General features: G+C 34.9%; 24 protein-coding genes. 10 read left to right on the forward strand and 14 right to left on the reverse strand.

Features of this window, described 5'->3' with window-relative positions:
* Positions 1-19 precede the first annotated feature (19 nt).
* A complete protein-coding gene (locus tag Q2T76_RS03720) occupies positions 20-427 on the forward strand; it encodes a hypothetical protein (protein WP_302084175.1) in 408 nt (135 codons plus the stop codon).
* On the opposite strand, the gene Q2T76_RS03725 is transcribed toward Q2T76_RS03720, so the two are convergent.
* On the reverse strand, positions 417-2,414 hold the full coding sequence (locus Q2T76_RS03725) for an FtsX-like permease family protein (protein WP_302084176.1): 1,998 nt from the start codon (positions 2,412-2,414) through the stop codon (positions 417-419). The two genes, Q2T76_RS03720 and Q2T76_RS03725, sit on opposite strands and share 11 nt — an antisense overlap.
* Positions 2,404-3,171, reverse strand: coding sequence for an ABC transporter ATP-binding protein (locus Q2T76_RS03730; RefSeq protein ID WP_302084258.1), 768 nt, complete (start codon positions 3,169-3,171; stop codon positions 2,404-2,406). Before Q2T76_RS03730 ends, Q2T76_RS03725 begins: the two co-directional genes overlap by 11 nt.
* Before the next feature lie 55 nt (positions 3,172-3,226).
* Between Q2T76_RS03730 and Q2T76_RS03735 the strand changes: the two genes are divergently transcribed.
* Both Q2T76_RS03735 and Q2T76_RS03740 read left to right on the forward strand, forming a co-directional pair.
* Positions 3,227-3,901: a response regulator transcription factor gene (locus Q2T76_RS03735; RefSeq protein ID WP_302084177.1), complete on the forward strand. Its 675-nt coding sequence runs from the start codon at positions 3,227-3,229 to the stop codon at positions 3,899-3,901.
* A gap of 11 nt (positions 3,902-3,912) precedes the next feature.
* Positions 3,913-4,917 carry a HAMP domain-containing sensor histidine kinase gene (locus Q2T76_RS03740; RefSeq protein ID WP_302084178.1) on the forward strand — a complete coding sequence of 335 codons (1,005 nt, stop codon included), beginning with the start codon at positions 3,913-3,915 and terminating at the stop codon, positions 4,915-4,917.
* Between the two features lie 34 nt (positions 4,918-4,951).
* Here Q2T76_RS03740 and Q2T76_RS03745 read toward each other — a convergent pair whose 3' ends face one another.
* A complete protein-coding gene (locus tag Q2T76_RS03745) occupies positions 4,952-5,767 on the reverse strand; it encodes an AraC family transcriptional regulator (protein WP_302084179.1) in 816 nt (271 codons plus the stop codon).
* Positions 5,768-5,962: 195 nt separating this feature from the next.
* Between Q2T76_RS03745 and Q2T76_RS03750 the strand changes: the two genes are divergently transcribed.
* The 5 genes from Q2T76_RS03750 to Q2T76_RS03770 all read left to right on the forward strand — a co-directional run bounded on the left by Q2T76_RS03750 (position 5,963) and on the right by Q2T76_RS03770 (position 11,791).
* Complete coding sequence (locus Q2T76_RS03750) at positions 5,963-7,621, forward strand: family 43 glycosylhydrolase (RefSeq protein ID WP_302084180.1); 1,659 nt, start codon at positions 5,963-5,965, stop codon at positions 7,619-7,621.
* 17 nt (positions 7,622-7,638) lie between these two features.
* Positions 7,639-8,880, forward strand: coding sequence for an MFS transporter (locus tag Q2T76_RS03755; protein WP_302084181.1), 1,242 nt, complete (start codon positions 7,639-7,641; stop codon positions 8,878-8,880).
* Between the two features lie 291 nt (positions 8,881-9,171).
* Positions 9,172-10,164: a tryptophan ABC transporter substrate-binding protein gene (trpX, locus tag Q2T76_RS03760; protein WP_302084182.1), complete on the forward strand. Its 993-nt coding sequence runs from the start codon at positions 9,172-9,174 to the stop codon at positions 10,162-10,164.
* Complete coding sequence (locus Q2T76_RS03765) at positions 10,161-11,039, forward strand: ABC transporter permease (RefSeq protein WP_302084183.1); 879 nt, start codon at positions 10,161-10,163, stop codon at positions 11,037-11,039. The genes trpX and Q2T76_RS03765 overlap by 4 nt, the downstream gene beginning before the upstream one ends.
* Entirely contained in the window at positions 11,039-11,791 is a 753-nt protein-coding gene (locus Q2T76_RS03770) for an ABC transporter ATP-binding protein (RefSeq protein WP_302084184.1), read from the forward strand. Before Q2T76_RS03765 ends, Q2T76_RS03770 begins: the two co-directional genes overlap by 1 nt.
* Positions 11,792-11,829: 38 nt before the next feature.
* On the opposite strand, the gene ptsP is transcribed toward Q2T76_RS03770, so the two are convergent.
* Positions 11,830-13,557 carry a phosphoenolpyruvate--protein phosphotransferase gene (gene ptsP / locus Q2T76_RS03775; RefSeq protein ID WP_302084185.1) on the reverse strand — a complete coding sequence of 576 codons (1,728 nt, stop codon included), beginning with the start codon at positions 13,555-13,557 and terminating at the stop codon, positions 11,830-11,832.
* Positions 13,557-13,823, reverse strand: coding sequence for a phosphocarrier protein HPr (locus tag Q2T76_RS03780; RefSeq protein ID WP_302084186.1), 267 nt, complete (start codon positions 13,821-13,823; stop codon positions 13,557-13,559). Before Q2T76_RS03780 ends, ptsP begins: the two co-directional genes overlap by 1 nt.
* A 299-nt stretch (positions 13,824-14,122) precedes the next feature.
* Here Q2T76_RS03780 and Q2T76_RS03785 point away from each other — a divergent pair, with 299 nt between their 5' ends.
* Positions 14,123-16,291: an ATP-dependent Clp protease ATP-binding subunit gene (locus Q2T76_RS03785; protein WP_302084187.1), complete on the forward strand. Its 2,169-nt coding sequence runs from the start codon at positions 14,123-14,125 to the stop codon at positions 16,289-16,291.
* 28 nt (positions 16,292-16,319) lie between these two features.
* Here Q2T76_RS03785 and Q2T76_RS03790 read toward each other — a convergent pair whose 3' ends face one another.
* Complete coding sequence (locus tag Q2T76_RS03790; RefSeq protein ID WP_302084188.1) at positions 16,320-17,894, reverse strand: peptide chain release factor 3; 1,575 nt, start codon at positions 17,892-17,894, stop codon at positions 16,320-16,322.
* A gap of 92 nt (positions 17,895-17,986) precedes the next feature.
* A complete protein-coding gene (locus tag Q2T76_RS03795; protein WP_302084189.1) occupies positions 17,987-19,342 on the reverse strand; it encodes a hemolysin family protein in 1,356 nt (451 codons plus the stop codon).
* 128 nt (positions 19,343-19,470) lie between these two features.
* Here Q2T76_RS03795 and Q2T76_RS03800 point away from each other — a divergent pair, with 128 nt between their 5' ends.
* The gene (locus tag Q2T76_RS03800; protein WP_302084190.1) at positions 19,471-19,932 is read left to right on the forward strand and encodes a hypothetical protein; all 462 of its coding nucleotides are present in this window, start codon (positions 19,471-19,473) and stop codon (positions 19,930-19,932) included.
* Between the two features lie 31 nt (positions 19,933-19,963).
* Here Q2T76_RS03800 and Q2T76_RS03805 read toward each other — a convergent pair whose 3' ends face one another.
* The 7 genes from Q2T76_RS03805 to Q2T76_RS03835 all read right to left on the reverse strand — a co-directional run bounded on the left by Q2T76_RS03805 (position 19,964) and on the right by Q2T76_RS03835 (position 26,085).
* Entirely contained in the window at positions 19,964-20,542 is a 579-nt protein-coding gene (locus Q2T76_RS03805) for an NAD(P)H-dependent oxidoreductase (RefSeq protein WP_302084191.1), read from the reverse strand.
* An 11-nt stretch (positions 20,543-20,553) separates the two neighbouring features.
* A complete protein-coding gene (locus Q2T76_RS03810) occupies positions 20,554-21,126 on the reverse strand; it encodes a TetR/AcrR family transcriptional regulator (protein ID WP_302084192.1) in 573 nt (190 codons plus the stop codon).
* A 99-nt stretch (positions 21,127-21,225) separates the two neighbouring features.
* Positions 21,226-22,179, reverse strand: a complete 954-nt coding sequence (locus Q2T76_RS03815) for a substrate-binding domain-containing protein (protein WP_302084193.1) — start codon at positions 22,177-22,179, stop codon at positions 21,226-21,228.
* 19 nt (positions 22,180-22,198) lie between these two features.
* Complete coding sequence (locus Q2T76_RS03820; protein WP_302084194.1) at positions 22,199-23,170, reverse strand: ABC transporter permease; 972 nt, start codon at positions 23,168-23,170, stop codon at positions 22,199-22,201.
* Positions 23,163-24,653 (reverse strand): sugar ABC transporter ATP-binding protein, encoded by a 1,491-nt coding sequence (locus Q2T76_RS03825; protein WP_302084195.1) that lies wholly within the window; start codon positions 24,651-24,653, stop codon positions 23,163-23,165. The genes Q2T76_RS03820 and Q2T76_RS03825 overlap by 8 nt, the downstream gene beginning before the upstream one ends.
* Positions 24,654-24,671: 18 nt before the next feature.
* Positions 24,672-25,064, reverse strand: a complete 393-nt coding sequence (gene rbsD, locus Q2T76_RS03830) for a D-ribose pyranase (RefSeq protein WP_302084196.1) — start codon at positions 25,062-25,064, stop codon at positions 24,672-24,674.
* Complete coding sequence (locus Q2T76_RS03835; RefSeq protein ID WP_302084197.1) at positions 25,042-26,085, reverse strand: ribose utilization transcriptional repressor RbsR; 1,044 nt, start codon at positions 26,083-26,085, stop codon at positions 25,042-25,044. Before Q2T76_RS03835 ends, rbsD begins: the two co-directional genes overlap by 23 nt.
* Between the last annotated feature and the right edge of the window lie 102 nt (positions 26,086-26,187).

Here is a 26,187-nt window from a genome sequence, read left to right on the forward strand (position 1 = left end):
TCGATTAAGGAGTTATATTATGTCATTGAGTTTAACACTTGGCAGCAAAAATGCACTAACAAATTTTGATCAAACTTTTCTCCTATTGAAGCCAGTAAATAGTGATGAAAATTATCTAAGAATCAGTCAAACCGAGGACGGTTATGAAGAAATCTATAATCAGCAATTTAACTGGCACGCTCAATACTTTCGGCTGATTTATTTAGAATTCAATGAAGACCAAGCGGCAATTTTTGAAAGCATGTTAGACACTGACTCACAGCTTTTTGATAAAAAAATCGTCATTAAAAATGAGCACTCTTATGTCATCATTATTTCTGACGACAGTAAAAAAGCCACTTCATATCAAGATATAAAAGTAGCTCTGAAGCAAAACACCACGAAAGACTTTGGAATGTTTTCTAAACTATATGAACTTATTGACTAATTTTTTGATTTATTTGTCGTTTGGAAACGATACTGGTAGCTAGGAATAAGCCAGCATACATCAATAGATAACCACACAAGATTACTAAAAACATCGTCCAATAGATATTAAAAGAAAACTTCATCACGTAGTTAATGGCAAATACTGCATGACTGACTGCTAAGCCCATCGGTAAGAAGAATAGCAAAGCCGTCTGACTCACTATCAAGTGGTTGATATTTGTTTGACCGATACCAATTTTTTTAAGAGTTTCATACATTGTTACATTCCGTCTATTTTCTACAAATTGTTTGATTGAAAGAATGCTTCCCAAGGCAATGATGAACACAATACTTAAAATACTAAAGATAAAAATTAGTGAGCCTCGGGTTTGTTTCTCGGTTTGATTACGTTGATAATTTTGATTAACACCTGACTTATAATAATATGCTTTTTTCTCATTATCGGGTGGAGTAGTAACGTCTATTTTTACGTCCTCAACTTGATTACCACTGACATTAAAATAACTGTATAACATCCAACCATTCTCAGTATCATATAGATAGTTATTAAGTGCCCTAGTAAACTTACTTCTGATACTTCCTTTAAGGTTGATTCCATAGATCTTGTCTTGTTTCTTAGATGATAAAGACTTAAAGATTTGGTCCGGCACTACTAAGACTCGACCATAATACAAATCAGAACCAATTGGCATTGCATCACCAGTTAGTTCACTTTCAATCTTTCGCCCATTACTTAGATAGTAAGTCTGATGGGTATTTTTTTTGTCATTTTCTAGTCTTCGAAAAGCATTTAAAGTCATTATTTGATTCTTTTTTATTTTTGCATTATATTGCTGAGATTTTTTCCCAATTGAATTTTTATAGTCGTGGTAAGGAACAAAACTCAACACTTGGAATTTCTTTCCTTCTTCTTTTCCAATTATTTGTTTCACATTAACCGACTTCACGGTTTTAATCTCTTGATTGTTCTCTAGAGCTAATTCTTTAACTTTAGATATTTGCCGTTTGTTAACCACTACATCATAGGAGTAATTTGTATCGTTATCTTGCAGCATAACTTGATAAGTCATAACCGCTAAAAACAACATAACAATCGCTGTTCCTGAAATTACGGTAATTAGCCATAGTGAAGATACATTCTTACGAATTGACTTATCGAACAGATTTCCACTTAAATTTCGTATCCCCGAATATTTAACCAGGCTAATTTTTTTCAAAATTGTGACCAGTAAATCGACAAATCCAACATAGAAAAAATACGTTCCAATTACCACTTCAAAGAAAATTGGTATCATTTGTCCATAATTTAACGCATTGATATTACCGATTTTGTAGATATCATGATCGTGTAACCCAGCCTGTAAATAGCCGTAAACAATTAACACAAAGCCCATTAAACCCAAGGCATATCTCAAATATTGCCAGTTTCTAGATTGCTTAATTTTTTGCTTACGAATAATCACTCTAAAAAAGTTCAATAACGCTAGAAGTATAGTAAATGAACAGAAAACCGCCACTGATTCTTGTATTAATTTCCAATTGATGTACAAATTATAAGTTCGATTTACCTCCATCAATTTCATCAAAATCATTCCAAAAAGTTTTGAAAATAAAGTAGCTAGAACAAAACCAGTTATCCAAGAAATAAATTGAATAAAACAAGTTTCAAAAAAAACACCACCAGCTATTTGATACTTAGAAATTCCTAAGAAGCGATACAATTGAAACTCTTCTTTTCGGTCGACAATCAGTATCCCACCAATGTAGGCGATGAAAACCCACTCCATGAATAGAAAAGCCCAGGCAAAAAATACCAAAATTGGATACAAGTTTTGTAACTTATGGTCAATGACCGTTAATAATGGGTTGGAAGAAACAAAAAACAAGCAAAAATAAATCATCGCTGCCAATGAGGAAGCCATCATATATACTAGGTAATTACTTTTATGAGCTGAAAAGTTCTTGATAAAAATCTTACTTAGCATTAAAGAATTCTCCTCCCCCGATTGTTTTTTGCATGTTAATAATCTTCTCAAAGAAATCTTGACGATTTCCATTGGCATTTAATTCCGCAAAGAAGCTACCGTCTTTAATAAAGATGATTCGATTACAGTAGCTTGCAGTAAATGCATCATGAGTTGCCATTAGAATTGACGTTTTTTCTTGCTGATTAATCTTTTCCAAATAATTCAAAAGTTGTGTCGCTGACTTTGAATCCAAAGAACCGGTTGGCTCATCGGCAAATAAAACCTCTGGACTATTGATAATTGCTCGTCCACAAGCTACCAGTTGTTTTTGACCACCAGATAATTCGGAAATCTTTCTTTTATTTAAGGCCGTTAGTCCTAGAACTTCATTGACATGTTTAAGTCTTTGCTCAATTTGAGCCTTTTTCATTTTGGAAAAAGTTAATGGCAAAATAAGGTTCTCTTCAACTGTCAAAGCTTCCAGTAAATTAAAGTCTTGAAAAATAAAACCTAAATTCTGCTTCCGAAATTTGGCTAATTGATTTTCTTTCATGCTAGTTAGGACTTGATCATTAATTGTGACCATCCCTAAGTCAGGTTTAACTGCGGAAGAAATCACATTTAATAACGTTGTCTTCCCTGCACCTGAAGGCCCCATAATGCCGACAAATTCACCTTTGTTGATGGAAAAAGATATGTCATTTAAGGCTTTGATAGGATTCAAAAAACTTCCGAACTTCTTGGAAATTTGGGTTATTTTGATTATTTCCATAATTAACTCCAATTAAGGTAGAATAGTTATATAGAATATACCATTTTGAGGTGAAGAAATGTTTAAAGTTATGATTGTTGAAGACGAATCGATTATTGCTCAAACCATTAGCGATAGTCTCACTCAATGGCAACTTGAGCCAATTATGGTTACTGACTTCGAAAAAGTCTTAGATATTTTTCTAGAAAAAAAACCTGATTTAGTATTGATGGATATTAATTTGCCAGCTTTTGATGGTTATTACTGGAATCAAGAAATCCGTAAGACTTCGCAAGTGCCAATTATTTTCATCTCGTCTAGAAATTCCAACATGGATCAAATCATGGCTATGAATATGGGAGCTGATGATTTCGTCGAAAAACCTTTTTCAACTGACTTACTTTTAGCAAAAATCAAAGCATTGTTAAGACGAGCTTATAATTATTCCGAAAATCCCTCCGAAATTATCGAACACAACGGTTTAATTCTGAATCTTTCTAACGGAAGTGCCAACGTTAACGATCAAGAAATTGATCTATCAAAAAACGAATTTAAACTGCTTCAACGTCTTTTAAAAGATAAAGGCAGTATTGTGACTCGTAACCAACTACTTAGCTTCATGTGGGAAGACTCGCGCTTTGTCGACGACAACACACTTACCGTGAACATCAACCGTCTACGAAAAAAAATTGAAGAGGCTGGCATTAAGGACTATATCGTTACTAAAGTTGGTCAAGGTTATCTCATACCTTAAGGATGAATAAGATGAATTTTATTAAGTTTTTGAAAGACAAAATAGTGTTAATAATTTTTTGGATATTATCATTTTCTATTTTTGATTTAATTATTGTTCTAGAGCCACAAATTAATATTAGTTTTTCAACCTTTATCTATGCCAATTTATTATCCATTTTCATACTGACTGGTTACCTGTTAATTGCCTACTCCCATCAAAAACGCTGGAATAATTCACTAGAAGTTTTGAAAAAAGATACCACTAAAGAACTGACAACAAACTTACACCAAGAAAAATATGAAGAAGCAGTTATTTCTGATATCATCGCCAACTTTCGACAAGAGTTAACCGAACTAAATGAATCAAAACACAATCAAGAAGAATTCATTGAAACTTGGGTGCATGACATTAAAGTTCCCCTTTCGGCAATCAAATTAATTCTTGAGAAGAATGATCTCAACGAAGTCAAAGAGCAAACAAATTTTGAACTCTCACATATGAATCATTTGGTTGAACAAATCTTGTACTATTCTCGCTTGAATAATTTTGCTAATGACTATTTAATTCGTCAAACGGATTTAGAAACAGTCATTAATAATTCACTGCGAAATAATATGAACACCTTTATCACCAAAAAGATTGCCGTTGATATTGAAACCAACAATCTGAGTGTTTTAACGGATGAAAAATGGTTAGAATTCATCTTAAATCAAATTATTTCTAATGCCGTTAAATACTCCTTTGAAAACGGAAAGATATCTATCGAAGCTACGGAAAAAAATGGCAGTGTCACCCTTTCAATCTCTGATGACGGAATTGGAATTGTCTCAGAAGACATCAATCGAGTTTTCGAAAAAGGATTCACTGGACAAAATGGTCGTGACAGCAGCTCTAAGTCAACCGGATTAGGATTGTATCTAGCACATCAAATGAGTGTCAAACTGGGACAAGAGCTGATTGTTGACTCCGAGTATCGTAATGGAACAACAGTTAAAATAATTTTCCCTGCTCTAGCATATTTTAAACAAAAATAAGCCTCTGATATCAACTATCAAGAGGTTTTTTTGATTATTTCTGATATTTTGTTCTGACCTGATTAGGCAAAATCCCATACATTTTTTTAAACATTTCTCGGGTAGTTCGTTCATTCGTTAAGCCATGATTGTTCATTAATTCTTTAATAGGCAAGTCAGTGCTTATCAAATCTTGATACAACTTACTCAAGCGAATTTCATAAATATATTCAATAATCGTAATTCCAATTTGTTTTTTAAATAATCTCGACAAGTAACTGGGATTATAACCAAACTGTTGAGCCAGTTCATTCACCGTAAATGGTTTTGCATAGTGACTATTGATTTCAATAATAATATCTTTTAAGCCACTGGTATTATTGTGATTTTCACTGGCGTAGGGTTCGCCAAATTCCAATACTACTATTCTCAAAATTTGTAACAGGTTACTTCCAAAATCAAATAAATATCCAGGTTCTTGTCGATGATTAATTCTATTTAGATTATTCAATAATTCAGTCACTAACTGATACGCCTCGGGCTTGTCCACTTCCATATTGAAATTTAATTTAGCAGGATCATCATAATATTTCTCAATAAATTCAAGCGGTATTTGTAATACCAGAGCTTGATTGGCCGTGTTTGTTACATCGTGAACTACTCCGGAAGGTATTACTATAAACTGATTTGCTTGAATTGTATGAGCTATTCCATCAAACATAAAAATCAACTGTCCCGACATGACATAGATTAATTCAATACTACTATGCCAATGAAACGGAACATAGCCATTATTATCGACAATTGATTCGTAAAAACGAACTCCAATATTCACATTTGAAATGACATTTTCATGATGTTGTCTAACCATAATCCTTCTCCCAAACATTACAATTCTTACCTAATGAGATTATCAAATTGACTAAAACTTGAAACTTTATTGACCTGTATCCGTTTTCATTTTACTATCAGTTTATCCTATAAAAGTAGTAATAAATACATTATCAACTACTATATAGGAGATTTCAAGCGCTTTTAATCACTTATTTGAGAAGGAGAATTTTACATGCAAAAAATTGCAAATCCAATTATTAAAGGAATGGCACCTGACCCTTCAATAATTCGTGTAGATGAAGATTATTACATTGCAACTTCAACTTTCCATTGGAACCCTGCAGTTCAAATTTTTCATTCGAAGGATTTAGCTAATTGGAAACTCATTTCTTATGCGTTGACAAATAACGAAGTCAACTTAAGAGGAACCAACACCCCAGCAGGAATATGGGCACCTCATCTATCTTATGACAGTAAAACTAAGAAATATTGGCTTGCTTACTCCCACATGCAAAACATGGCTGGTAGAGAGTTCAATTCTGATTCATTTGCTGTCTGGTCCGATAGTATCACCGGTCCCTGGTCAAAGCCCATTTACCTAACATCAATTGGTTTTGACCCAGCATTATTCCACGATGAAAACGGCAAACATTATGTTTCGATTTTAGAATGGGAAACTCGTACTGGTTATCAAGCTCCCGGTCATATTGTTATCGCCGAAGTTGATTTAGAAAACGGTAGTATTATCGGCGACTGGCATCGAGTAACTAATGGCTTTACAACACGTGGCTGTGCTGAAGCACCTCAAATCTATAAGCACGATGGCTATTATTATTTATTAATTGCAGCAGGTGGAACAGGCTATGCTCACGGTGTTGAAATGGGACGATCGAAGAATGTTTTTGGTCCATATGAACCAGATCCATCAGGTGAACCAATTATTACATCTTCTCCACATCACATCTTCTCCCTTGGAGATCCGGATGCTGGTCATTTCGAAATGTACAATCCTAATTCAATCATGCAAAAAGCTGGTCATGGATCACTAGTACAGACGCAAACAGATGAATGGTACATTACGCATTTAATGTCTCGTCCACTACCCGAAACCAAACTCAACCCATTAGGAAGAGAAACTTCGATTCAAAAAATGGTTTGGAAAGATGGTTGGTTGCAAATGGCTGACGGTTCTAATCTAGCCAAAATGGAAACTCCAGGTATGACAAATGTTGAATTTTCACAATCACAACAAAGCGATGATATTAACGATCACTTTGACCAAGAAAATTACGATTTGCGCTTCATGACACCTTATCGTGAACAAGAAAGTACTTGGGTTAATACCACAGAAAATCCTCATCATTTGAGAATATATGGTAATAACTCATTCTTCTCTCAAGTAAATCCAGCAATCATGGCAACTCGAGCAACTTCATTTGACTACTCAATTGAAACCAAGGTGACTTGCAATCCTAATCATTATTCTGAAGCCGCAGGCATCGGTCTTTATTACGATTCAAACAATTGGTTATATGCTCGTCTATGTCTAGATGACAACGAAGAAAAAGTAGTTTTACGAATTCTTCAAGCCAAACTTGGCGATCGTACTGACGACATCTTCAATGAAGTCGAAGTTCCAAATAACACTGCCGAACTTAAGATTGAATACCTTATGGGTAACGCAACAGTTTGGTACAAATTAGACACAGATAATAATTGGCAACAATTGGGGACATCTATTGATGTCAGTTATCTCTCAGATGAAGGTGTTAATGGTGAGCCAGGAGAAATTGGTGGTTTTACCGCCCTCTTCAATTTCCTAGGTACTATTGATGCACATCAACATGATTTTTACGCAGATTTTGACTATTACACAGTTAAGAACAATTAAGAAGGAGTTCTAAGAATATGGATAAAAAAGTAGTTTCACTTAAGCGATTAATCCCTGGATTAATCATTGGACCAGCTAGTTGGCTCGGACCATATATTGTAATGAATAGTTTGTTTTTACCTGCATTAATTCAACACTTAGATGCAGCAAATAAAATTCAATTAGTTGCCCTTTTCTCAACTTGTGGAATGATTGTCGCAGCAATTTCAAATATGATTGCTGGAGCATTATCAGATAAAACCCACTCACGATTTGGTCAACGTACACCTTGGTTAGTTGGAGGATCTTTTGCCTTCATGCTTGCTATGATTGGTGCTTCAATGGCTCCAAACATTGCTTTGCTCTTAGTAGCTTGGATGATTGGACAAGCAGCCTTGAACTTCATCGTTGCTCCCATGGTCGCTTGGATTGACTTAGCACCAAAGGACAGTCGAGGAACTGCATCATCTGCTTACGGTGGATTAGGAATGGCTTTAGGAAATAATGCTTTCAACGTTGTTGGTGCATTATTCTTAGGACAATTCCGTTTAGGTTTTGTTATCTTCGGAATTATCACTTTTGTTGGTACTCTTATTGCAGCATTTATTGTACACGAACCATCTAACTTAACTGATTCGAGCGCATCTGCCGAGAAGAAAGAAAAAGTTAAATTAACTTTCAAAGATGCCAAAGCAATCTTCCCTAGTTGGCATGTTGGACGCGATTATTATCTAGCTCTTATTGGTAAAATTTTCCAAGGTGTTGGTAACTTTGCGGTTACTGGTTATATTCTTTACATCATGACTGACTTCCTTCACAGAGGTGATCAGACACAATCATCAATTCAATTAATTAATATCATTATGTTAGTATTTGGAATTTTGATGGGATTTGTCGCTGGACCAATTTCAGATAAATTCAAAGTTCTAAAATATCCAGTTGCCTTTTCAACAATTTTCCTTGCCTTTGGAGCCTTGATGTTATTCTTATTTAGAAATAATACTGGTATCATCATCTACGCTTTTGCAGCAGGACTAGGAATGGGAATTTGGAATTCACTAGATAATCTATTGAATCTAGAAGTTATTCCTGACGAAAATCGAGTTGCTTTCTTCTTAGGTGTTTATAACTTAGGAAATACAGTTACTCAAGCTATCGCTCCAATTCTTGCAGCAGCAGTTATTTCTTGGTTTGGTTTCTCAGCAATTTTCATCGTCTCATTTGTCTTTGCTTTAGTTGGTGGAATTGCAATCTTAGGAATCAAATCAGTTAAACGATAAATAAAATTATTGACTTTAAAAAAAGTTTTAACTATACTTTGAAACACTAAGTACAAAAGGAGAAGTTGTTATGCAAAATCAAATGCTACAAATAGTTAACAATCGTTGGCAAAGCCCACACTAACCGTGTTGGCTGATTTTGCGTAACTCAAAATTACCCACACGGAAAAATTTCTGTGTGGGTATTTCTTTGTCTTAAAAAGCAATACCCGTCTAAACAATGATGGATATTGCTTTTTTTGTATACAAAATTAGCCATTCACATAATCACTAAAAATTTAGGAGGAAAATATGAAAAGATTATACGGTGTTATTTCAATTATTCTATTATTTCTAGTAGTCGCTTTCTTCAAAGAAACTACTACTAGTCAAAAAAACAAAATTCCTCATGTAGGAATTCTACAATTAATGAGCCACCCAGCCTTGGATGAAATCCATCGAGGAATTGTCGATGAACTAAAAGCCAACGGCTATGAAGATGGTAAAAATATAAAAATCAAATTATTCAACGGTCAAGGTGATCAAAGCAACTTGAATACTATGAGCAATCAATTGATTCAAGATAAATCAGACGTTGTTGTCGGCATCGCTACTCCGTCAGCTCAAGCACTAGCCAATGCCACTAAGAAAACTCCCATCGTTTTAAGTGGCGTTACCGATCCTAAAGGATCTGGACTAGTTGCCGATAATCAACATCCTGGAAATAACGTGACTGGAGTTTCTGATCAAGCACCAATTAAGCAACAGTTTGAATTAGTTACACAGATTCTTCCCAAACTTCATGATATTGGAATTATCTACACTTCTAGTGACCCTTCAGCTACTCTACAAATGAAACAATTCAAAAAAATTGCCGAGAAAAATGGCATTAAAGTTCACTTAGCAAGTATCAGTTCCTTAAATGACTTGACGCAAGTTACAAAGTCACTAATACCTCAAGTTCAGGCAATCTACATTCCGACCGACAATACTGTTGCCAGTGGTTTAAATAACATCAAAGAATTAACCATGCAAGCAAAAATTCCAGTTTTCCCAGCAGCAGAAACAATGATGAAAGATGGTGGACTTGCAACAATTGGTCTCAGTCAATATGAAATTGGTCGGCAATCAGGAAAAATGATCGTTGCTATTCTTAAACATCATAAAGCCCCCAAAAATACGCCCATCAAATTCATTAGAAAAGGAAAACTAATTCTCAATTTGAAACAAGCTCAATTATTAAATATCAAATTCTCAAATTCATTACTTGAAGAAGCTAAGAAAAGGGGGGAAATTTTAAAATGAATATTATCGTTTCTACTATTGGTCAAGGTCTCATCTGGAGCTTACTTGCAATTGGTTTATTTATAACTTTTCGGATTCTTGGCTTCCCAGATATGACTGTCGAAGGCAGTTTTCCATTAGGTGCTGTAATTTCAGCGATTGCCCTTCATAATGGTTATTCAATTGGTTTCGCTATTCTTTTAGCATTTATCGGTGGAACAATTGCTGGTCTTGCAACAGCCGTATTATATACAAAGTTTAAAATTCCGATTCTTCTAGCAGGAATTTTAGTTATGACCGCCTTATATTCAGTTAATTTAAGAATTTTAGGTAAAGCTAACCTTTCCCTACTCAATCAAAAAACTATTTTTCAATTAGTAAATAACTTACCAGCAGAATTCAGCTCAATAGTGGTAGGCATAATTTTTATAACTGTGGTCCTTATTCTCTTAGGAATATTCTTCAATACCGAATTAGGCCAAGCACTTATTGCCACTGGTGATAATGAAACCATGGCAAAATCTCTAGGAATCTCTACTGACAATATGAAAATTCTTGGGCTAATGCTTGCTAATGGACTAGTTGCTCTAACCGGTTCATTAGTAACTCAACAAAGTGGCTACGCTGATATCTCAATGGGAATTGGCGTAATTGTCATTGGATTAGCAGCAATCATTATTGGTGAAGTTATTTTCGGTGAATTATCGTTAACTAATCGAATTGTTTCAATTGTGGTTGGTAGCATTATCTATCGTCTGATTTTGCTGGTTGTTTTACAACTCGGCTTTAATCCCGATGACTTAAAACTTTTATCAGCGATAATTTTGGCAATTTGTCTATCAATGCCAACTTTCCGTGATAAAACCAAACAAGTGTTGAAAAGAGGTGTCAAATAATGACCAGTTTAAAAATAAACAATGTATCCAAAGTAATTAATGATGCCAGTGAACAAACCACTATTTTAAAACCCACTTCAGTTGAAATTAATGACCAAGATTTCGTAGTAGTTCTAGGAACTAATGGTGCTGGTAAATCAACTTTCTTCAATTTAATTACTGGTGATCTAATGCCTACCACTGGTTCAATCTACTTAAACGAACACAAACTAACTACTCAAAAAAGAGAACGAAGAGCCAAATATATTAGCCAGGTTTTTCAAGATCCAAAATTGGGCACTGCGCCACGTATGACTGTTGCCGAGAATCTTCTCTTAGCTGAGCGACGAGGTTTATCGCGACGACTCTTTCCACGAAAATTAAAAACAAGAATTGCTTATTTTAAAGACATTGTTGCTGACCTCCCCAATGATATTGGTCTAAAATTGAATACAGCTACCGAAAAATTATCTGGTGGTCAACGTCAAACTTTGAGTTTCTTAATGTCAATTATTAAAAAGCCAGACTTGTTATTACTAGATGAACATACTTCAGCTTTAGATCCACAGACCAGCAATAGTCTAATGAAATTCGCAGATGCTACTATTAAAGAGAAAAAAATTACTTGTTTGATGATTACTCATGATTTAGAAACAGCTCTTAATTACGGTAATCGTATATTGATTTTCAATAATGGACAAATCGTTTCTGATATCGATAAAAATAAACAACCGAATTTAACAAAAGACGATCTATTGAAATATTTTGACTAAATAAAAAAGCTACTTTCAAATGAAAGTAGCTTTTTTGATTATTTATTTTTCATAAATTCTTCTACTAATTTGATGTTATCTTCATTAGTTAATGATTCATTAATTGCTTTTTCTACTAGTGGTTCCAATTCTTTAGTGTCAAGTTTCTTCATTAAACTTCTTACTTTAAGAACTGATGTGGCACTCATTGAGAATTCATCAAGTCCCATACCAACTAGTAATGGTGACATAACTGGATCTCCAGCAGCTTCACCACACATACCTGTCCATTTGCCCTCTTTATGAGAAGCATCAATAACATTCTTAATCAAACGTAGGATTGATGGATTGTATGGTTGATATAGATATGAAACATGTTCATTACCACGATCGGCAGCCATTGTATATTGGATCAAGTCATTTGTACCGATACTGAAGAAATCAACTACTTTAGCAAATTGGTCAGCCAATACTGCTGCTGCAGGAATTTCAATCATCATACCAACTTGAATATCATCAGAAACTTTGGTTCCTTCTTTAACAAGTTTTTGTTTTTCTTCTTCAAAGATTGCTTTAGCATCCTTAAATTCTTGGATAGTAGCAATCATTGGGAACATAATTCTCAACTTACCAAATGCTGAAGCACGTAGTAAAGCTCTTAATTGTGTTCTGAAAATATCTTGTTTGTCCAAACTGATACGAATAGCACGGTAACCTAAGAAAGGATTCATTTCTTCAGGAAGTGGCATATATGGAAGATGTTTATCTCCACCAATATCCATTGTTCTAACAACAACAGGTTTGCCGTTCATTCCTTCTAATACAGCTTTATAAGCTTCAAATTGGCTTTCTTCATCAGGTAATTCTGGTGAATCCATATATAAGAATTCAGTTCTGTACAAACCAATACCTTCTGCTCCATTAGCAACTACTCCATCTAAATCTTTAGGAGTACCAATGTTAGCAGCAATATCGAAATGTTTGCCATCAGCAGTTACACTGACTTCATTCTTAAGTTTTTCCCATTCTGCTTTTTGAGCAGCAAAATCGGCAGCCATCTTTTTGTATTTAGCTTGGTCATCATCTGTTGGGTCAACGATTAAATCACCGTTATTACCATCAATGATTAAGGTTTGTCCTTCAGAAACTTCTTTAGTAACAACATTAGTTCCTACGATAGCAGGAATTTCTAATGAACGAGCCATGATAGCTGAATGGGCAGTTCTACCACCAATATCAGTTACAAAACCAAGCACATATTTTTTATTAAGTTGAGCTGTATCACTAGGTGTCAAATCTTCAGCAACAATGATAACTTCTTCATCAATCAATGCTGGGTTTGGAAGTGTTACGCCTAATAAATGACTCATAACTCTTTTTGATACATCACGTACATCAGCAGCACGTTCTTGCATGTATGGGTTATCAGTCATTGATTCAAAAATAGTAATAAATTGTTTTGAGACTTCATCCAAAGCTTGCTCAGCATTAATGGAATCATCTTTCACTTTTTGTTCAACAGCTCCAGTGAATTCTGGATCAGCCAAAATCAACTTGTGTGCGTCGAAAACTTGTGCTTCTTCTTCACCAAGTGATTGAGCTGCCTTGTCACGGATATTTGTAAGTTCAGAATCTGATACGTCTAAGGCATTCTTTAATTTGGCAACTTCACCATCAACATCATCAACCTTACCAGGTTCAAATGATAGATCTGGTTGCACCAACAAATAAGCCTTCGCCGTAGCAATTCCATCACTAGCAGCGATTCCACTAATTGTTTTAGTCATTATTCAGTTAATCCCTCTTTGCTCATTGTTTCTGTAATTGTAGCCATTGCGTCAGCAGCGTCATCACCTTCAGCAGTGATTGTAACGTCTGAACCTTGACCTACACCAAGTGACATAACACCCATGATAGATTTCAAGTTTACTGATTTACCGTTAAATTCTAAGTTAATATCTGAGCTGAATTTGCTTGCAGCTTGTACTAATAAAGTAGCTGGACGTGCATGAATTCCAGATTCAGCAACGATGTGAAATTGTTTGTTTTCCATAGTGTAAATACCTCACTAAATTTTTATTTATATGTGGAAAAAGAAAGCCTAAGAACTTTCAATATTCAGTTAAAAGCCTATCATTTTTTTTAGGTTTGGACAAGTTTTTTCTCGTTTTTCAAATTCCGTCTAACCGCTTGTCTCTCAACGGATTATGATTGTGAAATTATCTTGAAAACGAGCAATTTGTTTTCAGAAAACTCCAAGTCTTAGCACTTGCATTACCCGAGTGCTAATTGTATAATATCCTCGTATCCTAGCCAATGGATATAAATAATTTATGAAAGGCAGGGACGTGTATGCTTTGTCAAAATTGTAATCGAAGAGAAGCTACAATCCATCTCTACACTAGCGTTAGTGGACAACGCACTGAAGTAAACCTTTGCCAAAATTGTTATCAAGAATTACGTAACCAACAAGATAACATAAATAATAATCCTTTTGAAATGAATGAATTTGGTAATTTATTTAACAGTTCCTTTAATAGTAACAATCAAAATGCTGGAGAGGAATTTCTCCGTGCTCAGCCACAAGGACCAACCGGTGGTAATTTTGGAAATAATGGTGGCTCAATCCTCAGCCAGTATGGTGTTGATTTAACTCAACAGGCCAAAGACGGAAAAATTGATCCTGTGATTGGTCGTGACAGTGAAATCGAACGTGTCATTGAAATATTAAACCGTAGAACCAAGAACAATCCGGTATTAATCGGTGAAGCTGGTGTTGGTAAAACAGCGGTTGTTGAAGGATTGGCTCAAAAAATTGTTGACGGACAAGTTCCCGAGAAACTTTTAGATAAAAAAGTCGTTCGGCTTGATGTTGTATCTCTTGTTCAAGGAACCGGAGTTCGTGGTGAATTTGAAAAGAGAATGCAAGAATTAATGACTGAATTGCAACAAAAAGAAAACAATACAATCTTATTCATCGACGAAATTCACGAAATCGTTGGTGCTGGAAATGCCGAAGGTGGTATGGATGCAGGTAACGTTTTGAAACCTGCCCTAGCCCGTGGCGACTTACAATTAGTTGGTGCCACTACCTTAAACGAATTTAGAACCATTGAAAAAGACTCCGCATTAGCAAGACGTCTTCAACCAGTTCAAGTCAATGAACCTTCAGTTGAAGAAACAATCAAAATTTTAAATGGTTTGAAACCAAAATATGAAGCTTACCATAATGTAAAATACACCGCTGCTGCAATTACTGCTGCCGCAACTTTATCTGATCGTTACATTTCTGATCGTTTCTTACCAGATAAAGCAATCGACCTTCTAGATGAAGCTGGTTCAAAGAAGAATTTAACTATCGCGCCAGTTGATTCGAAAGAATTGGACAACAAAATCAGCGAAGCTGAACATAATAAGAAAATGGCTTTGGACAATGAAGATTATGAAAAAGCTGCTTATTATCGTGACAAAGTAAAACAATATACTGACATGCGTGATAACAAGTTGCCTGATTCAAATGAATCAGCAACTGTCTCTGAAAAGAACATCGAGGATATCGTTGAAGCAAAAACTAAGATTCCTGTCGGTGATCTTAAAGCTAATGAACAAGCTCAATTGAAGAATCTCGAACCAAACTTGAAACACAACGTTATTGGTCAAGATGAAGCCGTTTCAGAAGTTTCTAAGGCAATCAGAAGAAACAGAATTGGTTTCAACAAGTCTGGACGCCCTATTGGATCATTCCTCTTCGTTGGACCAACCGGTGTTGGTAAAACCGAATTAGCTAAACAATTAGCACAACAATTATTTGGTTCAACCGATTCGATGATTCGTTTCGACATGTCTGAATACATGGAGAAACACAGTGTCTCCAAACTTATCGGTTCACCTCCTGGATATGTAGGTTACGAAGAGGCTGGTCAATTAACTGAACAAGTTCGTCGTAATCCATACAGTTTGATTTTGTTAGACGAAATTGAAAAAGCTCATCCAGATGTAATGCACATGTTCTTACAAATTCTTGATGATGGTCGTTTGACTGATTCTCAAGGTAGAACAGTTAGCTTCAAGGATACAATTATCATCATGACATCAAATGCTGGTCAAGGAGAAGTTGAAGCTAGCGTTGGTTTTGATGCTGAAAGTAAAGCTGCAACTCGTTCAGTCTTGGATAAGTTGACCAATTATTTCAAACCAGAATTCTTAAACAGATTCGATGGAATAGTTGAGTTCAAAGCTTTATCAAAAGAAAACTTACTATCAATTGTCGACTTGATGTTAAATGACACCAACAAGATGATACAAGATAAAGGATTGCATGTTGATGTAACTAAAGATGCTAAAGAAAAACTAGTAGATTTAGGATACGACCCATCAATGGGAGCCCGTCCATTACGTCGTGTCATCCAAGAACAAATTGAAGATAAAGTTGCTGATTATTATCTAAATAATCCTAACGACAAGAATCTTGAAGCTGTTCTAAGAGAAGACAAAATTGTTATTAAGAATAAAGATAAATAAAAAAGCTAGCCATAATGGCTAGCTTTTTTTATAGTTTCGATGTTAATTCCACATCAGGATATTTATCTTTAAACCAGTTCTCAGCAAATCTATTTTCAAACAAGAATAATGGATTATCATCCATATCTTTAACAAGAATATTTCTTGATGATGACATTGATTCTTTAAGTTGTGATGGATCAATCCATCTGGCAATTCGTGAACCAATTGGTGTCATCTCTACTTCACTATTATATTCATTTTGCATTCTGAATTTGAAGACTTCAAATTGTAGTTGTCCAACAGCACCTAGAATGTAGTCATTAGTTGAATACTTCTTATACAGCTGAACTGCACCTTCTTGTACCAATTGTGTCATTCCTTTATGGAATGATTTTTGTTTCATGACGTTCTTGGCTGTTACTTCCATAAATATTTCGGGAGTAAACTGTGGTAAGTCTTCAAAAGCAACTTCTTTTTTGCCAGTGTAAATCGTATCACCAATTTGGAAGTTACCTGTATCATACAAACCAACAATATCACCTGCTACGGCACTAGAAACTTGCTCCCTTTGGTCGGACATAAATTCAGTAGCATTGTTCAAACGCAAGCTTTTTTTGGTGCGTTGTAGCGTTACGTCAATTCCTTTAGTGAATTCACCCGAACACACACGAATAAAGGCGATGCGGTCACGATGAGCGGGGTTCATATTAGCTTGAATTTTGAATACAAATCCAGAGAAATCTGGACTAACAGGATCAATCTCTTCCCCATCTTTTGTCTTCTTAGCACTTGGTTGTGGAGCCATTTCCACAAAATGGTCAAGGAAGGTCTGAACGCCAAAGTTAGTCAAAGCTGATCCAAAGAATACGGGTGTTTGATCCCCACTCAAAACTTTAGCTTCGTCGAATTCATTCCCAGCTTCAGAAATTAATTCTACTTCGTCTTTTGCTTGAATGAAGTCATTTTCTGACTGCAATTCATTACTCTGATCAACTAAATCTCCATTGCCATCAAGTTCTAGGAATCTATCCTCATTGTCTTTACGATATAACTCAACGCGTTGATTGTGGATATCATACAATCCCTTGAGACCCTTTCCCATTCCGATTGGCCAATTCATGGCACATCCCTCAATGTTCAAAAGATCTTCAAGTTCAGCGATTAAGTCTAGTGGATCACGACCATCACGGTCTAACTTATTCATAAATGTAAAAATAGGAATACCACGCTGTTTAACAACTTTGAACAGTTTCTTCGTCTGAGGCTCGATACCTTTAGCAGAGTCAATTACCATGACAGCAGCATCAACTGCCATCAAGGTACGATAAGTATCCTCAGAGAAATCCTCATGTCCGGGAGTATCTAAGATATTGATTCGCTTATCTTTATAATCAAACTGCATCACAGAACTAGTAACAGAAATTCCACGTTTCTTTTCGATTTCCATCCAGTCACTAGTTGCGAACTGCCCAGATTTCTTTCCTTTAACAGTACCAGCAGACCGAATAACCCCACCAAAAAGTAATAGTTGCTCAGTAATAGTCGTCTTACCAGCATCCGGATGGGAGATAATCGCAAAAGTTCTTCTTTTAGTTACTTGTTCTTGTAAAGACTCAGACATAGCTAACTTCCTTTATTTAAAGTGTGATAGTTTGAAACACAATTCTAACTAAAACATTATAACAGTTTTTGAGCATTAAAAAAGACGATAGCTTAGATAGCTCGTCTTTTACTTAAGTTTTGTTTTACAATTTTTGATTTTTCAGGTGGTAGCTCAACCAGAACTTCTTGAACACGTGATCCTTTTACCTCACCAGAAATCAATTTAACACCGTCTTCCAGTTCACAGGACAATTGATTGTTATTCGATGGAATCTCACCAACTTCGGTAATCAAATATCCGGCAACTGTATCAACGTCATCTTTGTCTAATTCTTCATCAAAAATTCGGTTAAAGTCATTTAAGTTCAGTTTACCTTCTACCTTGAAGGTATTGGCATTAACCTTTTGATAGAGTAATGTATCTTGATCATGCTCATCATCGATTTCACCGACAATTTCTTCAATCAAATCTTCGATAGTGGCAATTCCAACGACTCCACCATACTCATCAATGACAATCGATAATTGTTGATGAGTATTCTTCATTTCAAACAACAAGTCATTAACGTTGGTGGTTTCTAGAACGTATAATGGTTCAGTCATTATTTCAGGTAATGATAAGTTATCAAAACCGTTTCGACGGGCATATTTCAATAAGTCCTTAATATGAATTACACCAATGACCTTATCCTTGTCCCCACCATAAACAGGAACACGAGAAAACGGATGATTTAAAATCGCATCAATATTTTCATCTTGATCGTTATTGATATCAATCATGAATGCATCAGTTCTGGGTACCATAACCTCGCGAACTGTCATGTTAGAAAAGCCAATAATTCCTTCTAACATATCGTATTCTTCATCATCAATACTTCCACTAGTCTTCGATTTTTCTAAGACTGAAAGAACTTCATTTCGTGACAAAGCATCTTCTTTTTTAGTGAAGTCGATTGGTGTGATTCTTAGAAGTAATTTAGTTGAGAATGATAATAAAGCTACTAATGGCTTAAAGACAACACCAAAGAAACGAATAAATGGCGCTGTAATATTCACAACTTTTTCGGATTTTTGGATTGCGATTTGTTTAGGATACAACTCACCAAAAACCAATGAGAAATATGAAAGTATTAAGGTGATAATGATAATAGATAGTTCTTGACTACCTTCAAAACCTCCGATAAATTGAGCCAACATCTTGGACATAGTTACCGCAGCACTAGCTGATGATAAGAATCCCGCAAAGGTAATTGCCACTTGCACAGTAGCTAGGTAATTAGTGGAGTCATTTAAGACCGCCACTAGCTTCTGAGATTTCTTATCGCCTTCTTTGGCTTTGGTTTCAATTTTAGTTTTATTTAATGACAGAATTGCTGTTTCACCAGCAGCAAAAAACGCATTAATTAAAGTTAAAACAATAATTAAAATTAATTGACTTATCAGGACCGAAGTACCAGGGTCTTCCATTTCTATAAAAACTCACTTTCAAATTTGATAACAATATTATATCAATTTTTTAATTTTTTATATAGATGTAGACATAAATACTTACAAATTAATAAGAATTGTTTTAATCTTGATACGAGGTACTAACCATGACTAATAAAAAATTAACAATTATATACTTATTTCTCTTCTTTATTCCCTACGTTGTTTGCTTGATGATGATAGGAACTTCTTACAATACCTTAATCATGCATCAAACAAGTATCTGGCGAGTAACGATTGGTGGCGTGATTGGTGCATTGTTCTTAATGGCACTAAAAACCATCATGTCTAAAGTCATCAAAACCGTTGAAGTAGACTCAAAAAACGCATTTTGGAAAGCACTGATTGGATTCTTTGATATCGAAAGTAAGCCAGTTAATTTGTATCTAAACTTTATTCTCGATTTCATTTTCAGTGTAGTAAGTACCTATGCAATTCGTTACTTCTTTTCGCCACAACTATACATTGGAAATCTACTAGGTTATCTAATCATTATCTTGTCACTGTCAGTTTTAATCGGTATTACTGCTGAATATGATGTTTTAACGGCTGATTATAAAATCAAATAAAAGCACAGACAAAATGTCTGTGCTTTTTTATTTATATAATTTTTTGCTCTAGTTCTTTTAAAAACTGCTCTCTTTTTTCTTTTTTACTTCCCGTAATTCCACCAAAGTTAATCCATTTACGATTTTTAATTCCAATTTGTTTGATTGTTCCATTTAAAAATACTCGTTTGATTGCATTGCCACTGAACAAACGTAAGTACCATGTTGGCGAAGTTGAAGTAGTAATAACAGTAGCGGATTGAATATTATCTAGCATTCCTTTTACCCCAGTTGAAGTTGCTACATAAGCAAATTTTTGTTTCATTACCTTATCAAAGAAACCTTTCAATATAGCTGGTATATCATTCCACCAGACAGGTGAAATAATGATTATTGCAGTCGCTTTTTTAAGTTTATCTTGATACTGCCTAACCAAAGGATCGAGTGTCTCTCCTTTAGAAAAAAGCGCCAGCTCTTCAGTCGTATATCGCGGATCAAATCCATCTTGGTATAAATCTATCACTTCATATTCGCGACTCTGTGTTTTAAAAGTTGCTTCTACTTTATCTAAAACAGCATGGTTAAAGCTTTTCGGGTACGGGTGTGCGTAAATTATTAATGTTTGTTCCATAAATATTCTCCTTACTTATCGGAAATAAACTTATTCATTGCCTTTTCAACTATTGCTCGATCATAGATGGTAACTTTATTCATCACTAACATGGCATAGCCTTGAATGAAAGACCACAATTCAATGAACAACGTTTCTTCATCCGTCTCTAATTGATATTGTTCTTTTGCTTGATGAATTAGTTTTTTGTATTCATCGAAAAATATAAAGTCGGTTTTTTTATCCGTCAGATGACTTTCACAGGCATATTTACTAAAAAATAAAAAGTCCATTAGTTTAGGTTCTTGCACAAACTGATTAAGAATTGTTTCACCTAGCAAAAGCAGTTTGTCTTTTGTATTTGAGTCATCTGTCATTTCTAGACTTGATTTATATCTTTCATACATATCTTTCGAAACATGCACCAAGGACTCATTAAGAAGGTCATCCTTGTTATGAAAATGTCGATACAATGCTGTCGCAGAAAGATTATTTTCTTTAGCAATATCACGTAAAGAAATCTTCTCGTATCCATTTAATCTTATTTTATCAATCGTTAAATTGATTACGTGATCTCTAGTATTTGTTCTTCTGCCATCTTTCATAACTTACCTCCTAAATATAGGTTAACATCGTTAACCTATATTTGCAAAGAAGTTAAGACAATAAAAAAAGAGCCGCTAATTAGCGGCTCTTTTATTTGTTTATTTTTTATATGCATCATTGATAACTAGTTCAAGTGGTGAATCGATTTTTGCTTTAACTTTTTTACCATTGAAGTGGTCGTATGCTGCTTTTACAGCCAAACGTCCCATTTCTTCAGGTTTTTGAGCTACAGTGGCAGCCATGTCACCACTCTTAACAGCTTTTAGCCCATCTTCTTCACCGTCGAATCCAACAATTAGAACCTTCTTGTTAGCACTTTTAGCAGCTTGAACAGCACCTAAAGCCATTTCATCATTTTGTGAGAAAATACCTTTAATTCCAGCATTTCCTTGCAAAATGTTTTCTGTAACTGTTAATCCTTTGGCACGATCAAAACCAGCGGTTTGTTTAGCAACAATATCTAATTTACCTTTTGATGAATTATCAAATCCTTTACCACGTTCACGTGTTGCTGAAGCGCCAGGGATTCCTTGTAATTCAGCAATTTTTGCATCTTTACCTAATTGCTCAATCATGAACTTAGCAGCCATTTGACCACCTTTAGTACTGTTTGAAGCAACTAGTGTTAACACTTTTCCACTATCACTACTTCTATCAACTGTAATAACTGGAATTCCTGCATCGTTAGCATCTTTAACAGATGAAGAAATAGCTGATGAATCAACAGGGTTAATAATTAAAATATCAACCTTCTTTTGAATCATATCTTCAACGTCATTAGATTGTTTTGCTGTATCATTTTGAGCATCGAATACTTGAACATTATTTTTGTTCTTAGAAGCATCCATGATACCTTTTTTAACTGATACGAAAAATGGATTATTCAAAGTTGATAGAGAAACACCAATTTTTACTTTCTTAGCAGCTTTCTTTTCAACTTTTCCATTGTCACCGCTATCACTACCTAAATTAGCGCCACCACATCCTACTAAAGTAATTCCTAATAAAGCAACAACCATTACACCTACTAATGCTTTGAACTTCTTTTTCATGATATATCCTCCAAAAATATTATTTTTTCGATTCCCGACGATCAATTAGGACAGCAATAATAATTACTACCCCTTTAACAATTTGTTGATAGAAACTGGAAATTCCCAATAAGTTCATACCATTGTTCAAAGTACCAATGATTAAAGCACCTATTAGAGTTCCAAAGATTCGACCTTTACCACCGGCCAAACTTGTTCCACCCAACACAACTGCGGCAATGGCATCCATTTCATATGAAGTACCTGCATCAGGTTGAGCTGAACTCAAACGTGATGTCAAAATAACTCCAGCAATAGCAGCCATCAATCCTGACAATGTGTAAATAATCATGGTTACTTTTTTTGTATTTACACCTGCAACAAAGGCAGCTTTTTCATTTCCACCTAAGGCATAAGTTTTTCTACCAAAAGTTGTCTTGTGTAAAACGATATATAGAATTCCGAAACAAATTAACATAATGATAATTGGGAAAGGAATTCCAAATAGATATCCACGTCCCATAAACTGGAATAAGAAACTATTATTAATCTTATCTCCAGTTATTGGGTTTCCGTTTGTAAAAACATAGGTAGCCCCTCTAAAAATGGTCATTGTTGCTAAAGTTGCGATAAATGGAGCAGCTTTACCGTAAGCAACCAAGATTCCGTTTAATAGGCCAAAAATTGCTCCCATCAACATTCCAACCGAAATAGCAATTACTACTGATATTCCTTGTTGTACCATGTAGGCAGAAATAGCTCCACTTAGTGCCAGAATTGATCCAACGGACAAATCAATTCCACCAGTTAAAATAACAAACGTCATACCAAATGCAATTAGCGCATTAACCGATACTTGACGTAACAAGTTCAATAAATTTGATGGTTCCAAAAAACTCATATTCATAACACTAACAACGACAACTAAGACAATTAAAGCTAAAACCGGTCCTAGTTTTGAAATAAATTGTTGTGCTGAGAATTTTTCTTTACCTTGTGTTTCGTTATCCATTTAATTGTCCTCCTGTTGCTAAAGTCATCACTTTTTCTTGAGTGGCAGATTTTGTATCAATAATATCGGCTAGATGTCCTTCATAAATTACAGCTATCCGATCAGATACTCCCAGAACTTCATCTAAGTCACTAGAAACCATAATGATAGCAACGCCACGCTCTGTTAATTCATTCATCAAATCATATATTTCACGTCTTGCACCAATATCTACGCCTCGAGTAGGTTCATCTAGAATAAGCACTTGTGACCCGTTTCCAATCCATTTTGCTAAAACAACTTTTTGTTGATTACCACCAGATAAACTACCCGCACTCTCATCTGGACCAGTTGTTTTAACATTTAATCTTTTAATTAACATTGAAACGAATTTATCTACTGCTTTATCGTCAACCAAACCACGTTTTACGAAGCCACCAATACTTGGCAAAGCAATGTTATCCGATATAGAATCGTCCAAAATCAGTCCTTCATCTTTTCGATCTTCGGTGACAAAACCTAAGTTATTCTTGATAGCTTGTGCAGGAGTTTTATTAACAATTTCTTTTCCATGAAGTTTGATTGAGCCACTGTCGAGCTTGTCAATTCCAAAAATAGCCCGCATAATTTCAGTTCTTCCTGCACCCATCAAACCTGAAAATGCTAGAATTTCACCACTGTGTAATTCGAAACTAATATCTTCAAAGACGTTCTTACTATTTAACTTTTCTACTTCAAAAATTGTCTCAGCAGGTTTAACCGTTCTTTCTGGATAAAAATCACCCATTTCCCGACCTACCATATCTCTAACAATTGTTTTCATATCAGTATCAGTTGTCGCATAGTCATCAACTGAGATACCATCACGCATAACTGTGATATGATCAGAAATTTTCATAATTTCTTCCATTCGATGTGAAATATAGATGATCGCTACGTTTTGTTCTTTTAGCTTTCTAATTACATCGAATAACTTCGAAATTTCATTTTCCGTCAACGCTGCCGTTGGTTCATCCATGATTAGAACTTTGGCATCAGACATTAGTGATTTAGCAATTTCAATCATTTGCTGACGTCCGACACTCAAACTACCAACAGGCACATTCAAATCTAATTTAGTTCCCAATTTGGCTAAATTCTCATCAGCCAATTTTTTCATCTCATCTTGCTTCACAATACCCAAAGCGTTGGTAATTTCTTTGTTTAGAAACATGTTATCTAGCACTGACATTTCGGAAAAGTTATTCATCTCTTGGTGAATAAAACTAACTCCATGTTTTTCGGCATCCAGAGGATTTTCAAAATAAGTTTCTTCTCCATCAACAAATATTTGTCCATTGTCCTTTTTATAAAGACCAGTCAAAATGTTCATCAACGTTGACTTCCCGGCACCATTTTCACCCATTAATGCATGAACTTCACCAGCTCTAACTGTTAAATCAACACCTTCTAAAACCCGATTTTTTCCAAAAGCTTTAGAAATTTTCTTCATTTCAATTTTCAATTTCAGGTCACCTCCCTTCTAGAATGTCACACCACTTACTAACAAAATATTAGAGTACGGAGTCATTTCTCCGGTTCTAACAAATGCTTTAGCCTTCGATAAGTCAGCTTTCATTTTTTCATGTGGAATGAACTTAATTGGAACATCAATCTCTCTTTCAATTGCTTTAAGCTGCTGGGGATTTTCAGTTTTGATTTCTTCAGCTAAATAAACTTCTTGTAATTGCAATTCATTTAACACATTTTTTAGAACATCAATAAAACTTGGAATACCATTGGTTAAAGCCAAATCAATTTTTTCCGTATCAGTTGGCACCGGCATCCCTGCATCACCTATTCCCAAAGTGTCAAAATGACCCATCTGAGAAATAACTCTTGATAAATCAGAATTAATTACTGCTGTTTTTTTCATTCAATTCCTCCTGAATATCCCTGACGCTTTCCCGCTCAATTAAATTGGTTGAGAGATTTACTACTTCTTGTTCCACGTTAGGATGTTGAATTTGAGTTAATAATAATTCAGTTGCGACTTGTCCTATTTCAACAATTGATTGTCTAATAGTCGTCAGTCTTGGTTGCACGTAATCACACCAATCAATGTTGTCATAACCAATAATCGAAATATCTTCAGGAATTGATTTGCCATATTCTTTCAATCCACGATACAAACCAATTGCCATTTCATCATTGACTGCAAATACAGCAGTGACTCCACTACGAATTACTTCCGCGGCAGCCTGATACCCACCTTTTTTGGAAAGTTCCTTTTTGATTATCCATTCTTTTCTCGGAGTGATTTTTGCTTTTAATAATGCATCTGTGTAGCCATTGAAACGTTCTTTAATATTATTAGCCGGTTCACTCGGCAAAATAATACCTATACGTTCATGATGGTGTTTCAACAAATAATTCGTTGCCGAAATACCACCTTCATAATCACCGGCTTTTATCTGATTTTTTTCATTTGAAGTTACCGATGACTGATCTAAAGTTATATAAGGCACTTGATTAACTTGCAAGTATTTTTGAATAATGTCAGGAGCAACATTTGGAGCCGCAATAATAAAACCATCAACCGTTCGGCGAACTAATTCTTTCAAGTAATAACTGACTTTCTTATTATTCATACCTACGTTATAAATAAGAGGGATAAAATCAGCATCCGTAGCAACTTCTTCTACTCCTTGAGTGAATTTACTAAAGAATGGATTATTAATATCTGGAACCAAAACACCAATTGTCTTGGTAGTTTTTGCTGTCATTCCTTGAGCAAAATAATCAGGCAAATAATTCAATTCTTTTTGTGCTGCATGAACTTTCGAAATAGTTTCTTTACTAAATCGGTCTCCTTTATTATTCAAAATTAACGAAACTGTTGTCACTGAAATTCCAGCTAATTCAGCAACATCTTTGATACTAGACTTCTTAACCATAGAAATACCTACTTCTTTAGTAAAACGTTTTACTACAAGTGAGTTTAACACCATAATGTAAGCGCTGTCAATATTTATATAATGATAATTTTACGATAAAAA

The sequence above is a fragment of the Lactobacillus sp. YT155 genome, from assembly GCF_030504545.1.
Taxonomy (GTDB): domain Bacteria; phylum Bacillota; class Bacilli; order Lactobacillales; family Lactobacillaceae; genus BQUT01.

Coding starts and splice junctions, on each gene's coding strand:
- Q2T76_RS03780 (WP_302084186.1), bottom strand. CDS start 13,823: ATGGAAAACAAACAATTTCACATCGTTGCTGAATCTGGAATTCATGCA.
- ptsP (WP_302084185.1), bottom strand. CDS start 13,557: ATGACTAAAACAATTAGTGGAATCGCTGCTAGTGATGGAATTGCTACG.
- Q2T76_RS03785 (WP_302084187.1), top strand. CDS start 14,123: ATGCTTTGTCAAAATTGTAATCGAAGAGAAGCTACAATCCATCTCTAC.
- Q2T76_RS03835 (WP_302084197.1), bottom strand. CDS start 26,085: ATGGTTAAGAAGTCTAGTATCAAAGATGTTGCTGAATTAGCTGGAATT.
- Q2T76_RS03740 (WP_302084178.1), top strand. CDS start 3,913: ATGAATTTTATTAAGTTTTTGAAAGACAAAATAGTGTTAATAATTTTT.
- Q2T76_RS03770 (WP_302084184.1), top strand. CDS start 11,039: ATGACCAGTTTAAAAATAAACAATGTATCCAAAGTAATTAATGATGCC.
- Q2T76_RS03765 (WP_302084183.1), top strand. CDS start 10,161: ATGAATATTATCGTTTCTACTATTGGTCAAGGTCTCATCTGGAGCTTA.
- Q2T76_RS03795 (WP_302084189.1), bottom strand. CDS start 19,342: ATGGAAGACCCTGGTACTTCGGTCCTGATAAGTCAATTAATTTTAATT.
- Q2T76_RS03810 (WP_302084192.1), bottom strand. CDS start 21,126: ATGAAAGATGGCAGAAGAACAAATACTAGAGATCACGTAATCAATTTA.
- Q2T76_RS03755 (WP_302084181.1), top strand. CDS start 7,639: ATGGATAAAAAAGTAGTTTCACTTAAGCGATTAATCCCTGGATTAATC.
- trpX (WP_302084182.1), top strand. CDS start 9,172: ATGAAAAGATTATACGGTGTTATTTCAATTATTCTATTATTTCTAGTA.
- Q2T76_RS03815 (WP_302084193.1), bottom strand. CDS start 22,179: ATGAAAAAGAAGTTCAAAGCATTAGTAGGTGTAATGGTTGTTGCTTTA.
- rbsD (WP_302084196.1), bottom strand. CDS start 25,064: ATGAAAAAAACAGCAGTAATTAATTCTGATTTATCAAGAGTTATTTCT.
- Q2T76_RS03720 (WP_302084175.1), top strand. CDS start 20: ATGTCATTGAGTTTAACACTTGGCAGCAAAAATGCACTAACAAATTTT.
- Q2T76_RS03805 (WP_302084191.1), bottom strand. CDS start 20,542: ATGGAACAAACATTAATAATTTACGCACACCCGTACCCGAAAAGCTTT.
- Q2T76_RS03750 (WP_302084180.1), top strand. CDS start 5,963: ATGCAAAAAATTGCAAATCCAATTATTAAAGGAATGGCACCTGACCCT.
- Q2T76_RS03790 (WP_302084188.1), bottom strand. CDS start 17,894: ATGTCTGAGTCTTTACAAGAACAAGTAACTAAAAGAAGAACTTTTGCG.
- Q2T76_RS03745 (WP_302084179.1), bottom strand. CDS start 5,767: ATGGTTAGACAACATCATGAAAATGTCATTTCAAATGTGAATATTGGA.
- Q2T76_RS03820 (WP_302084194.1), bottom strand. CDS start 23,170: ATGGATAACGAAACACAAGGTAAAGAAAAATTCTCAGCACAACAATTT.
- Q2T76_RS03735 (WP_302084177.1), top strand. CDS start 3,227: ATGTTTAAAGTTATGATTGTTGAAGACGAATCGATTATTGCTCAAACC.
- Q2T76_RS03800 (WP_302084190.1), top strand. CDS start 19,471: ATGACTAATAAAAAATTAACAATTATATACTTATTTCTCTTCTTTATT.
- Q2T76_RS03725 (WP_302084176.1), bottom strand. CDS start 2,414: ATGCTAAGTAAGATTTTTATCAAGAACTTTTCAGCTCATAAAAGTAAT.